Source organism: Pseudomonas sp. HP_12, assembly GCF_055283955.1.
On the sequence record NZ_JBTOQG010000001.1, the window covers coordinates 125,189 to 137,861 of the forward strand.

9 protein-coding genes are annotated in these 12,673 nt (G+C 64.8%); all 9 read left to right on the forward strand.

Annotated features, from left to right (window positions below; translation table 11 throughout):
• Positions 1-2 precede the first annotated feature (2 nt).
• The 9 genes from ACYASU_RS00605 to ACYASU_RS00645 all read left to right on the forward strand — a co-directional run bounded on the left by ACYASU_RS00605 (position 3) and on the right by ACYASU_RS00645 (position 12,587).
• Positions 3-3,380: an ImcF-related family protein gene (locus ACYASU_RS00605; protein WP_463581578.1), complete on the forward strand. Its 3,378-nt coding sequence runs from the start codon at positions 3-5 to the stop codon at positions 3,378-3,380.
• Positions 3,377-4,987, forward strand: coding sequence for a type VI secretion system protein TssA (tssA, locus tag ACYASU_RS00610; protein ID WP_463581579.1), 1,611 nt, complete (start codon positions 3,377-3,379; stop codon positions 4,985-4,987). The genes ACYASU_RS00605 and tssA overlap by 4 nt, the downstream gene beginning before the upstream one ends.
• A 22-nt stretch (positions 4,988-5,009) precedes the next feature.
• Positions 5,010-6,779 carry a type VI secretion system baseplate subunit TssF gene (gene tssF / locus ACYASU_RS00615; protein ID WP_463581580.1) on the forward strand — a complete coding sequence of 590 codons (1,770 nt, stop codon included), beginning with the start codon at positions 5,010-5,012 and terminating at the stop codon, positions 6,777-6,779.
• On the forward strand, positions 6,743-7,834 hold the full coding sequence (tssG, locus tag ACYASU_RS00620; protein ID WP_463581581.1) for a type VI secretion system baseplate subunit TssG: 1,092 nt from the start codon (positions 6,743-6,745) through the stop codon (positions 7,832-7,834). Before tssF ends, tssG begins: the two co-directional genes overlap by 37 nt.
• Complete coding sequence (gene tssJ / locus ACYASU_RS00625) at positions 7,815-8,351, forward strand: type VI secretion system lipoprotein TssJ (RefSeq protein ID WP_463581582.1); 537 nt, start codon at positions 7,815-7,817, stop codon at positions 8,349-8,351. Before tssG ends, tssJ begins: the two co-directional genes overlap by 20 nt.
• A gap of 3 nt (positions 8,352-8,354) precedes the next feature.
• A complete protein-coding gene (tssE, locus tag ACYASU_RS00630) occupies positions 8,355-8,795 on the forward strand; it encodes a type VI secretion system baseplate subunit TssE (protein ID WP_463581583.1) in 441 nt (146 codons plus the stop codon).
• On the forward strand, positions 8,792-9,547 hold the full coding sequence (locus ACYASU_RS00635) for a type VI secretion system ImpA family N-terminal domain-containing protein (protein WP_463581584.1): 756 nt from the start codon (positions 8,792-8,794) through the stop codon (positions 9,545-9,547). Before tssE ends, ACYASU_RS00635 begins: the two co-directional genes overlap by 4 nt.
• A 192-nt stretch (positions 9,548-9,739) precedes the next feature.
• Entirely contained in the window at positions 9,740-10,372 is a 633-nt protein-coding gene (locus ACYASU_RS00640) for a biliverdin-producing heme oxygenase (RefSeq protein ID WP_346630249.1), read from the forward strand.
• Positions 10,362-12,587 carry an ATP-binding protein gene (locus ACYASU_RS00645; RefSeq protein ID WP_463581585.1) on the forward strand — a complete coding sequence of 742 codons (2,226 nt, stop codon included), beginning with the start codon at positions 10,362-10,364 and terminating at the stop codon, positions 12,585-12,587. The genes ACYASU_RS00640 and ACYASU_RS00645 overlap by 11 nt, the downstream gene beginning before the upstream one ends.
• Positions 12,588-12,673 lie beyond the last annotated feature (86 nt).

Sequence of the window (12,673 nt, forward strand, 5' to 3'; positions counted from 1 at the left end):
TTATGCGTATTCCACGTTCTATCGGGTTCGTTGTTCGCACAGCCATTTTGGTGGTGGGCTTCGGCCTGATAATTCTGATATGGCAGTTCCCTCACCTCATGGGCATCGCTGCCGGCAGCGAAGAACAAACCGCATGGCTGCTGGGTGTTGCGGCCGCCACAATAACGGCCGGTGCGGGCGCGGTGAGTTTTCAGTGGCTGACGCAACGGTTGGGGCGGGCGGAATATCTCAGAAAAGCCAGTGAAATCTCTCCCCAGCCAGCGTCTGCCGAAGGAACTGGACCGTGCGAGGACAAGGCGCTACAGATCACCGATGCGCTCAAAGAGCACCTCCACCACCAATACACCGCCTTCCAGCGCACCCGCACCCGCTTCATCCTGGTCGTCGGCGAGCCCGAACAGATCGAAGCCATCGCCCCAGGCCTTGCCGACGCCCAGTGGCTTGAATCCCAGAACACCGTGCTGCTGTGGGGCGGCAGCCCGCAATCCCAGCTCTGCAAAGCCGCCACCCGCTGGCACGCCGTAACCCAGCGGCGCGGCCTTGACGGCGTGGTCTGGGCCCTTGATAAGCAGCAAAGCGCCAACGCCGCGACGATGGCGAGTGGCGTCGACGGTCTGCAACAACTGGCGCGAACCCTGGGCTGGCAGTTGCCGCTGCACCTGTGGGAGGTCTGCGAGAGCAATCGGACGCAGCAAAAGCACCCACGGGGGCCCGCTGGGTCGCTGCTGCCCCCGCACTTCAGCGGCTCGCAATTGCAGACAATATTGGCCCCCATTGACGACTCGTTGCACCAGATGGGCCTGGCCGAGCTGGCGGTCTACCCTGACCATGACTTTCTCTCCCGGTTGTCCTCCAACCTGAAAGCAGAGGGCATCGCCCGCTGGCACCAAGCCCTGACGCCATTGCTGGGCAAGTTCGCGCGGGGCGTGCCGTTACGCGGGCTGTGGTTCAGTTTGCCGGCGCTACCGACCGAGTCCGTCGGCAATCTGTGGCTGCCGGGTCCTGCGTGGGCCGGCGTGCTCGCGGACACACCTCGCGACGTCCGGCGCCTGGGCTGGCCTGTCACTCGCCTCACCTATGCACTGACCCTCGGCGCCATGCTGATCGGGTTGACCGGCCAACTGCTGTCGTTTTCCACCCACCGCGCGCAGATCCTCGACATCAAGTCGTCCTTCGCGGCCGTGGAGCCGTCGGGCAACGGCGATGAGCCGTTGCTCGCCCTCAACGCGCTGATCCTCGAAATGGGACGGCTGAAGGACCGCGCGCGGCGGGGCGAGCCGTGGTTCCAGCGCTTCGGGCTGAGTCAGAACGATGCCTTGCTCGCGGCGATGTGGCCGCGCTACGTGGAAGCCAATAGCCGGCTGATGCGCGACCCGGCGGCTGAGAACCTCAAGCGCCAACTCGCCGCCTTGGTGGCATCGCCCGCTGACAGTCCTCGGCGGGCCAAGGGCGCGCACAACGCATATGTGCAGCTCAAGGCCTATCTGATGATGGCCCGCCCGGAGAAAGTGGACGCCGGGTTTCTGGTCACGGCCCTCGGTCATGCCGAGCCGACGCGCATGGGCGTGTCGCCGGGTTTATGGAAAGGGCTTTCACCGACGCTGTGGCAGTTTTATGCCGAGCAACTGAAGGCCAATCCGCAGTGGCGCATCGAGGTGGATAACGCGCTGGTGGCCCAGGCGCGGCAGGTGTTGCTGGTGCAACTGGGCCAGCGCAATGGCGAAGCCAGCCTGTATCAGCAGGTGCTGGAGGCCGCCGCGACTCACGCTCCCGATCTCGGGGTTGAGCAGATGGTCGATGACAAAGAGGCGTGGCCGCTGTTTTTCACCGAGGCGCGTGTGCCGGGTGTGTTCACCCGGCAGGCGTGGGAAGGGCAGGTGCGTCAGGCGATCGACGACATCGTCGGGGCCCGCCGCGAGCAGATCGACTGGGTGCTCAGCGACCGGGAAAACAGCGGCGTCGCGAACACCTCGCCGGAACAGCTGCGAGCGCGGCTGACCGAGCGCTACTTCCATGATTACTCCGGCGCCTGGCTGGAGTTTCTCAACAGCGTGCAGTGGCGACGGGCCGACAGCCTGGCCGACGTCATCGATCAATTGACGTTGATGAGCGACGTCCGCCAGTCACCCTTGATTGCCTTCATGAACACCCTGGCGTGGCAGGGTCAGGCCGGCCATCGCAGTCAGGGGCTGAAGGACTCGCTGATGCAGTCGGCGCAGAAGCTGATGGGCAGCGAGCGCCCGTCGCAGGTCCCTGCCATCAGCCAGCAGCTCGACACGCCAGCCGGGCCGCTGGATCCGACCTTCGGCCCGCTGTTGGGGTTGCTGGGCAAGGACCCGGAAGGCAAGGGCGGCGATGACGACCTCAGCCTGCAAGCGTTTCTGACCCGCGTGACCCGGGTGCGCCTGAAGTTGCAGCAGGTCAGTCACGCCGCCGATCCCCAGGGCATGACCCAGGCCATGGCGCAGACGGTGTTCCAGAGCAAGAACATCGACCTTACCGATACTCGGGCCTACGGCGAGCTCCTCGCGGCCAGTCTCGGCGAGGAGTGGGACGGCGTGGCCCATGCGCTGTTCGTGCAGCCGCTGGAGCAGGCGTGGGGCAAGGTGCTGGAACCTTCGGCGATCGCGCTGAACCGGCAGTGGCAGCAGGCGGTGGTTGATGAATGGGACAAGGCATTTCTCGGCCGTTATCCCTTCGCCGCCACCGGCAGCGACGCCTCGTTGACGATGCTGGGCAAGATGATCCGCGCGGACTCGGGGCGCATTGAGCAGTTCTTGCAGCGGGAGCTGACCGGCGTGTTGCGCAAGGATGGCGGTCGCTGGGGGGTGGACCCGGCCCACGGTCAGGGCCTGTTGATCAACCCGAAATTTCTCGCGGCGGTCAATCAGCTCAGCCACCTGGCCGACGTGCTCTACACCGACGGCGGCATGGGCATCAACTTCGAGCTGCAGGGCAAGGCGGTGCGCGACGTGGTACAGACCACCTTCGTGCTCAATGGCGCGCGCCATCAGTACTTCAATCAGAAGGAGAGCTGGCAGCGCTTTGCCTGGCCCGGCAGCAGCGATTACCCCGGCGCCAGCCTCACATGGACCAGCGTGCGCAGCGGCGAGCGTCTGTACGGTGACTTTCAGGGCGCCTGGGGGCTGATCCGTTTGCTGGACGCCGCCACGGTCACCGCGCTGGACGACAGCGACAGCCGCTACCGCATCAGCGTGCCGGCGCCGGACGGCCTGGACTTGACCTGGCACATGCGCACCGAGCTGGGCGCGGGACCGATGAGCCTGCTGGCGCTGCGCAATTTCAAACTGCCGCGACAGATCTTCCTCAACGGCATCGCCAGCGCGCAAACCCCGTCGCGCGCCGAGGTGACGGAATGAGCCTGCAAGCGTTGATCGCCACGACGCTGGGTGAGCGCGACGCGGTGGCCCTCGCCAAGGCCCACGCTACCGAGTGGGCGTCATGGCTGGCTCCGATCAGTGGTGACTCAAATGTGGGTCAGGACCCCGGCTATGACGATGATTTCCAGAGCATGCGCGAGGAGGTCAACAAGCTGTCCGGGGCAGACGCCGATCGGGTCATCGTACTGGCGGAAAAACTCCTCAAAGGCACCTGCAAGGACCTGCGCGTGCTCACCTATTACCTGTGGGCGCGCCTGCAGCGGGACGGCGAAGCGGGGCTGGCGGACGGTTTGAATCTGCTGGCCGCCATGGTTGATCGCTACAGCGTCGAGGTGCTGCCGGCGCGGCCCAACAGCCGCAAGGTCGCGCTGGAGTGGCTGGCCAGCGCCAAAGTCCTCGACAGCCTGACGCTGTACCCGGAAGTGGTGAAGGCCGAGGCCGAACGCACGGTCGCCGCGCTCGCCTGGCTGGATGACGTGCTTGAACAATGGCCCGTCGACCAGCGTCCTGAGTTGGGCACGCTGTACTCGGCGCTGTCGGCACGGCTGGCCCAGGCCGGCGGACTGGATGCCGTGGTGCCGCAATTCAGTGCCAGCCATGACGCTGCGAACCCTCAGGCCACTAAACAAGCCGCCACCCACGGCGCCGGCCCCGCGTCCAATACCATCCGCTCGGGCCGCGACCTGCTGGACAGCGGCCGCGCGCTGGCCAGCTATCTGCGCGAACAACCCCAGGGCTGGCTGGCGGCCCATCGGCTGATGAAAAGTCTGCGCTGGGACACCGTGCACCAGTCGCCGCCCCAGGACGCCACTGGCCGCACACGCCTGGCACCGCCCCGATCCGAATACCGCGCGCAACTCAAGCGGCTGTACCTGCAACAGAGCTGGAACGAGTTGCTCGATCAGGTGGAGCGCATGTTCGCCGAGGGCGTGAACCATTTCTGGCTCGACCTGCAATGGTTTCTGTACCAGGCGCTGAGCCGGCAACCGGCGCCGTCCGAGGGCTGGGCGCGCATCGTCAAAGAGGATCTGGGCCTGCTCCTGGAGCGACTGCCGGGCCTCGAAACCTTGTGCTGGGACGACGGCTCGGCCTTTGCCGACGAGACTACCCGCGAGTGGATCGATCAGCACGTCAGCACTCAAAGCGTGGCTGCCTGGCTGCCCGCGACGGCCGCTTCCAACGCGGACGAAGCCGACATTCTGGCCCTCGAAAGCGAGGCACTGGCCCAGGCCGATCGCGACGGCGTCGAGGTGGCGCTGAGCTGGCTCGACACGCGGCCCGACATTCACGGCGGCCGGCAGCGCTGGCTGCTGCGCCTGCTGATGGCGCGGGTCGCCGAACAGTACGGCAAAAGCGAGCTGGCGTTGCACGTCCTCGGCGAACTGGACGCCACGGCCCAGCGCCATGTGCTCGCTCAGTGGGAGCCGGCGCGGGTGTTTGAAGTCAAGGCGCGGCTGCTCAAGTTGCTGCGCATGAAAGCCCAGCGCAGCGACGCCGACAAGGCTGCGCTGGGCAAACGGATGGAGCCGCTGCTGGCGGCTCTGGTGGCTATGGACCCGGTGCGCGCGGCAGTGCTGTGCGGCTGACACTTTCAACCAGGAGGTTTTTTTGAACACGGACAATCTGACCCTGCGTTACTTCGATGCGGAAATGCGCTACCTGCGCGAGGCCGGCAAGGAGTTCGCCCAGGCGTTTCCCGACCGCGCCGCTTCGCTGAATCTGGACAAACCCGGCGCCCACGATCCCTACGTCGAGCGGCTGTTCGAAGGCTTCGCGTTCCTCATGGGACGGCTGCGGGAAAAACTCGACGATGACCTGCCGGAGCTGACCGAAGGCCTGGTCAGTCTGCTGTGGCCCCATTACCTGCGCACGATTCCGTCGTTGTCGATCGTCGAGCTGCAGCCCGACTTAAACCAGATGAAGCAGAGCGAGCATGTCGCGACCGGCTTTGAAATTCAGTCGCAACCCATCGGCCCCCAGCGCACGCGCTGCAGTTACACCACCACCCAGGACCTGACCCTGCGACCGTTGGCGCTGGATTCGGTGCGCCTGGCTCAGGAACCGGACGGGCGCTCGGTGATTCGCCTGCGGTTTTCCTGCGGGGCGCTGAGCAACTGGGGCCAGCTGGATTTGCGCCGCATCCCGCTGTACCTCAACGCCACCCCGGCGGTGGCCAACGCGTTGCATCACGCGCTGACCCTGGGCACTCAGGCGCTCTATGTGCGTCAGCCCGGGGACGCGCAGCGCCAACCGCTGCAAGGACGTTTTGGGCCCAAGGGCTTCGGTGATGACGACCGGCTCTGGCCGAAGGGCGACAGCGCCTTCAGTGGCTATCAGTTGCTGCTGGAGTACTTCAGTTTTCGCGAGAAATTCATGTTCGTGACCCTGCACGGGCTCGAAAACATGAGCATCGCGCCGGACGCGCCGTGGTTCGAACTCGAGGCTGTCCTGAGTGTGCCCTGGCCCCATGCATTTTCGCTGAGCAGCGAGCACATTCGCCTGCACGCCGTGCCGGCGATCAATCTGTTTCCGCTGGAGGCCGACCCGCTGTCCCTTGATCCCTTGCAGGCCGACTATTTGCTGCGGCCCATGCGCCTGCAGGACGGCCACACCGAAATCTATTCGGTCGACCGGGTAACGGCGTCCCGCGACTCGGGGCGGGAAGAGTACGTGCCGTTTTCCAGCTTCCGGCACAAGGGCGGCATGCTCCGTGACGAGGCGCCCGAGCGTTATTTCCACACCCGCCTCAAGCGCGGCGCGAACGGGCTGCACGACACCTGGCTGATACTGGGCGGCGAGGGCGCCGACCTCGATCGATTGACCGAGCGGCCGTGCCTGTCCCTGCGCCTTACCGGCACCAATGGGCAACTGCCTAGAAAAGCGCTGCAAAGCACGATCCTTGACACGCCGCTGCACACGACCCAGTCCGGTCTGCGGGTGCGCAACCTGTGCGCGCCGACCCTGCCGTGTTATCCGCCCAGCCGCGACCGCTTTCACTGGCGGGTGTTGAGCCATCTGGGCTCGAACTTTCTGCCGATGCTCGACAGCGCCGAAGTGCTGCGCGGCACCCTGGCGCTGTACGACTGGACCGGCAGCGAGCTCAATCGCCGGCGTCTGGAATCCATCGTGGAAGTGCGTCACCACCTCATTCAGCGCTTCGAAAAAGGCTTTCTGCTGCGCGGCGTGGAAATCGAAGTGACCCTCGATGCCAAAGGCTTTGCCGGCGAGGGCGATATCTGCCTGTTCGGCGAAATGCTCAACCGGTTCTTCGTGCTGTACGCCGACATCCATCTGTTCACCCAGATCACCCTGATTCTGCAACCGACCGGGAGGAGCCTGCGATGGAGCGAAAACCACAGCCAGCGGATTCCCGGTTAAGGGTCGCCGAATGGCTCGCTGCCGTGCAGGGTCGGGTGGCCGAGGCGAGCGTCTACCGCTTCTGCCAGTTGCTGGAAAACGCTGCGCCGGAGCAGCCGCCGTTGGGCAGCTCGGAAGATCCGGCGGATGATCCGGTGCGCTTCCGGCCCGATCCCGGCATGGGTTTTCCTGCCAGTGAGTTGAAAGCCGTGGAGTGGTCGTCTGAGGATCAGCCGCTACCTGCAACCGTGCGCACCCGCTTGCTCGGCCTCTACGGCGTGGACTCGCCGATGCCGACGCGCTACCTCGACGACATTGCGCAAAAGCGCGAAGGCCACGAGGCGCTGGAGGGGTTTCTCGACATCTTCAACCATCGGGTCTTCACCCAGTTCTACCGGATCTGGCGCAAGTATTCCTACCCGGCCTCGTTCGCGCCCGCTGGGGCCGACCCCACCTCGCAGTGCCTGTTCGGGCTGATCGGGCTGGGCATCCCCGGCACCGCGAAACGCATCGCCACGCCGCTGTCGCGTTTTCTGGCGTTGCTCGGCGTGATGCGTCTGCCAACCCGCAACGCCGAGGGCATTTCGGCGCTGGTGCATTTGCTGGCGTCTCGCACTCAGGCGTCGATCAAGCCGCACTGGCCGCGAAACATTGCCCTCGACGCGCCTGCCAGCCTGTCGTCGGCGCGGCCGGTGAGTCTGTCCCAGGGCACGCCGTTGGGCTGCGTCGGCCGCGACGTCAACAGCGAACTGTTGCTGACGCTGTTCACCGCCGACCACGACGAGGCGCGGGAATGGCTGCCCGGCGGTGGTTTGCACAGCGACCTGCGGGTGCTGTTGCAGGTTTACCTCGGTTGGCGCTGTACCGCGCGGTTGCGCCTGTCGCTGCCCATCGGCTGCCTGCCGGTGCCAGCGCTCGGCGGACGAGGTGTGCTGCTGGGCATGACCGCCGGACTCGGGTTGCAGGGCAGCGCTGCCGGGATAAACGACATCATCACTATCCATCTGGGCCGTTACCAGGGGCTCCACATCAATCCTCAGGAAAGAGAACCCACCCATGTCGCCTATTATTTATAAAACACTGTCCGTCATCGCCCTCAGCCTCTTCGTCAGCGGCTGCGGGGTGACACAGAGCGTGTCCGAATCCACCGCAGCAATGACCCAGGCGATCTTCTACAAACAGATCAGAACGCTGCGTCTGGACTTCGACGGCCGCCTGGCCCTGAACACCGACGGCACGGACATGCGCGCGCTGTCGGTGCCGGTGATGGTGCGGGTGTATCAGCTGCGCGATGGCAAGTCGGCGAGCAAAGCCACCTACGACGACCTGCTGCGGGACGCCGACCAGGTGCTCGGCGCTGACCTGCTGGATCAGCGATCGCTGGTGATCAAGCCCGGGGAGGGCGCGCCGCTGGATGTGCCGCTGAACGAAAACGCCGGAGTGGTCGCCGTGGTCGGGTTATTCCGCGAGCCCGATCTGCAGCTCAATGAATGGCGCTTGCTGCTCACCCGCGACGACCTCGACCCGGACCGGCCCCGGGTCATCGAGCTGGGCGAAAGCCGGCTGACCCTGCGCCCCCTGGCCGAGGGTTGAGCCATGAGCGAGCTCAACCCTTCGCTGTACGAAACCCTGCTGCAGAATTTCAGCGGCGAGCTCGACCTGTCACGGGTGGGGGAAGACGATCAATACGTGCTCTCGGTGCTGGACAATGTGCAACGCGTGCTCAACAGCCGCGAGGGCACCCTCGCGCACTTGCCCAATTACGGCCTGCCGGACATGGGCGCTGTGCTCGAAGGCTTGCCCTCTGCCGCCCATGGGCTGATGCGAACCATCGCCGACACGCTGCTCAAGTACGAGCCGCGCCTGTTGTCGCTGGACATCGAATTGTTGCCCCAGACCCAGCCGGGCCATCTGGTCTACGCCCTCGACGCTACCCTTGAAGGGAACCGCACCGCGACGTTCGGCACGACCTTGAGCCCGGAGGGAAGGGCGGTGGTGCGTCATCTCAAGCGCCATAATGTGCAGGGCCGAACGTGAGCGGCCAGGCAAAAAGGCGATCGGGCCTGGACATCCAGCCTGGGGGCGATCCGCGCGCGCTGCCCGAATACCGCATGCTGCGCACCGAAATGGCCAGGCTCGCTCATCCCGCCTGTCCTGATGTCGACTGGCGGCACGTCGAGCAGTGCTGCCTGGGTGTCTTTGCCCGCAATGGCGCGGACCTGCAAACGGCGGCGGGTTACGCCCTGGCGCGCAGTCATCTGGCCGGGCTGAACGGGATGTACGAAGGCCTGTCGGTCCTGGAAACCCTGTTGCGGGCAGACGCCCAACCCTGGCCGCGAGGGGGGCCGGCGCGGGCGGAACTCCTCAATGGACTGTTCGGCTCTTGTCAAGCGGTGCTGCGTGAACTGGAGATCAATGTCGGCGATCTGGCGGACCTCGGTCTGTTTTGCGTGCAGCTTGAGCACGTGCGCCGGACGCTGCTTGAGCGGATTCCTGTGTCCATCAATAGTCTGGAAGGCTTGCGCACGCAGGTGGCGCAACGGGCGTCGCGGATCGAGCGCGAAGCTCAGGCCGCGGTGCTGGTCGCGCCGAACGCCATGCCGCCCCCATCGCTGCACATCGGGACTCATTCCTCAACCCAGAGAAACACCCCAACCCAGAGAAACTCTGCAGCCACGCAGCCAACGTCCACCGACATCAAGGTCACTGCAGAAAAACGCACCGCGATGTGGATCGGATTACTCATCGGCGGATTGCTCGGCCTGCTCGCCGCATTGGCCTGGCTGTGACAATACCCGTGTATCAAGGCTTGCCGACGGCCAAGGTCGCGCAGAGAACGTACCGCCCGGCCGAACGTCGGCATTTCCCCGTCAGCCATATTTACAGCCGGGCACTGTCTCCATTAGTGTGCGCGCATCATCTGCCTCAACAGCGGCTGCCGCATGTTCAGGCACGTCCGCTCAGACCGGACACTTTCGCCCTTGGTTGAAATCACCCCTGCGTTGCGCGACCCTTGCGTCCCGGCCCCCTATGCCAGTGTCCTTCAGCAATTGCGAACGGCTACCGCCGTCCAGCACTCGACACTCGAAGCCCGACTGCCACTGACCCACCCCCAGCTTGATCTCGGCACCTACAAACGGATCATCGCGGCCTACTACGGCTTCCATCTGCCCTTGCAACAATCGATTGAGCGCTTTCTTGCGCCCCAGGCCATCGACCCCGCCCGGCAGAAAATCCCCGCGCTGATCAAGGATCTGCACGCCCTCGGCCTGGACGACCTGCAGATTCAGGCGTTGCCGCTGTGCACCGAACTGCCCGCCATCGACAGCGTCGCGCAGTTGCTCGGTGTGATGTATGTCATGGAAGGGGCTACGCTGGGGGGGCAGGTGCTGCGCCGGATCATCGCCAACAGGCTGGGCGTCGACGCCGACAGCGGCGGCGAGTTTCTGGACGTGTACGGCCGCGACACCGGGCGTTTGTGGAAGGCCTTCCTCAAGCAACTGGCCGAGTTCGATACGCCGCTGCACAACGCCGAGGTGGTGCAGGCGGCCTGTGCCACTTTCCACTGCTTTCAAACCTGGCTGGAGCAAACGGGAGTGTTGAATGACGCTTGACCACACGCTGAATATGGATGAGCTGCTGGACACCTGCGCCAACGAACCGATTCGTATCCCGGGCGCCATTCAGCCCCACGGCGTTCTGCTGACCCTGCTCGAAACCGACTGGACCGTGCAACAGGCCAGCGCCAATGCCTGGCAAATGCTGGGCATCCCCGGCGACGTGCAGGCCGGCGACTCGCTGGTACGCTGGCTGGGCGAGGCGCAGGCCGACGCTTTGCGCGACGCTGTTCAGGACGCGGATCTGCACAGCCTCGATCCATTGCCGATGCAATGTGCCGGGCAGGCATTCGATGGCCTGTTGCATCGCCACGAAGGCCTGTTGTTTCTGGAACTTGAGCCCATCGCCACACAGGCATCGATGCAGCACTTGGGGCCGCGCCTCACGCGCACCTTGCGTCGCCTGCAATCGGCCAAATCGCTGGACGATCTGTACGCCATCAGCGTCTCGGAAATCCGTGCACTGACCGGCTACGACCGGGTCATGATCTATCGCTTTGAAGAGGAGGGTCACGGGCAGGTCATTGCCGAGTCGGCGACGGCCGACCTGGACGCCTACCTGGGGCTGTTTTTCCCCGCCACCGACATCCCGCAGCAGGCCCGCGAGCTGTACCGCCTGAACTGGCTGCGCATCATCCCCGACGCCGCGTATGTGCCGGCGCCTTTGGTCCCGGCCCTGCGCCCGGATACCGGCGAGCCGCTGGACATGAGCCACGCGGTGCTGCGCAGCGTGTCGCCGATCCATTGTCAGTACATGCACAACATGGGCGTGCGCTCATCAATGAGCATTTCCCTGCTCAAGGATGAACGCCTCTGGGGCCTGATCAGTTGCGGCAATCGCGAGCCGCTGCAGGTGCCGCACACGCTGCGCTCGGCCTGCCAGACCATCGGGCAAGTGCTGTCGATGCAGATCAGCCTGCTGGAAGATCAGCAGACTCAGCGCCAGCGACTGGCCAAGCATCACATGCTGGACAGGCTGTCCAGGGCGATGAACGAGTCCGCTGACGACGTCTACAACGGGCTGCTTGAACACGCCCAGGCGCTGCTGACACTGGTCGACGCCAACGGTGCGGCGGTGATCATCGACGGTCAGGTACACCTGATCGGCCAGTGCCCGAGCACCGAGCAAGTGAGCGCGTTGCAGCAATGGCTGCAGAACCGGCCCGGATCTGTGTTCGAGACGTCCAGCCTTGGTGCCGTGTTCCCCGACGCGCAAGCGTATCAACGCGTGGCCAGCGGACTGCTGGCGTTCAGTTTGCCCAAGCCGGTGGCCAACGGGGTGCTGTGGTTTCGCGCCGAAGTCAGGGGCAGCGTGGAGTGGAGCGGCAACCCGCAACAGGCCAAACGGGTCGTCAATGATCGCCTGCAACCACGGGAATCCTTTGCCCTGTGGGAACAGCAGGTCGAGGGCAAGGCCAGAACCTGGAGCGCCGGTGAGGTCTACGCGGTGTCCGATCTGCGTCGCTCTGCGCTGGAGGCAGACCTGTCACGGCAGGTGCTGCGCGAGAAAGAGGCGGTGCGTGCCCGCGATGAACTGGTGGCGGTGGTGTCCCACGACCTGCGCAGCCCGCTGACGGTTATCGTCATGCAGTGCGGCATGATGCAGCGGGTGATCAACGCCGACGCCACAGCATCTACCAAACGACTCAGCTCTGCCGTCGACATCCTGCAGCGCGCGTCTTCGCGGATGAGCAGCCTGCTGGAGGATTTGCTCGATACGTCAAAGATCGAAGCCGGCCGCTACTTCATCGACGCCGAGCGGCTGGAAGTCAGCCAGTTGTTCGAAGACGCCTGGTCACTGCTCACGCCACTGGCGCGGAACAAATTCATCGACCTGACCTTTCACGCCGAACCCGAGCTGACGGTTTTCGCCGATCCGGAGCGCATGTTTCAGGTGCTCTCCAACCTGGTGGGCAATGCGATCAAATTCACCCCCAAGGCTGGCAGCGTAAAGGTCACGGCGGCGGGTGCGGGCGACCATGTGGTGTTCACCGTGGTGGATACCGGGGAGGGTATTCGCAGCGATCAGTTGCCCCATGTGTTCGAGCGCTACTGGCGCAGACGTGAAGGCAACCCGAATGGCACCGGCCTTGGGCTCTATATCTCCCAAGGGATCGTCAAGGTTCACGGCGGTGAACTGACGGCCACCAGTGAAGAGGGCGTCGGCAGCGAATTCCGTTTCACGATACCGCGCGCGTCCATGGCGTCGTGAATCGGGTGCCACCGCTTTAGCGGCAGGGGGTTATTCCTGGCTGGAATCCCCCGCATGAAAAACATGAATTTTATTTATGGCCCTCA

Excerpts from the sequence above, each read along its gene's own strand:
- tssG (WP_463581581.1), top strand. The coding sequence starts at position 6,743 with ATGGAGCGAAAACCACAGCCAGCGGATTCCCGGTTAAGGGTCGCCGAA.
- tssJ (WP_463581582.1), top strand. The coding sequence starts at position 7,815 with ATGTCGCCTATTATTTATAAAACACTGTCCGTCATCGCCCTCAGCCTC.
- tssE (WP_463581583.1), top strand. The coding sequence starts at position 8,355 with ATGAGCGAGCTCAACCCTTCGCTGTACGAAACCCTGCTGCAGAATTTC.
- tssA (WP_463581579.1), top strand. The coding sequence starts at position 3,377 with ATGAGCCTGCAAGCGTTGATCGCCACGACGCTGGGTGAGCGCGACGCG.
- ACYASU_RS00645 (WP_463581585.1), top strand. The coding sequence starts at position 10,362 with ATGACGCTTGACCACACGCTGAATATGGATGAGCTGCTGGACACCTGC.
- ACYASU_RS00605 (WP_463581578.1), top strand. The coding sequence starts at position 3 with ATGCGTATTCCACGTTCTATCGGGTTCGTTGTTCGCACAGCCATTTTG.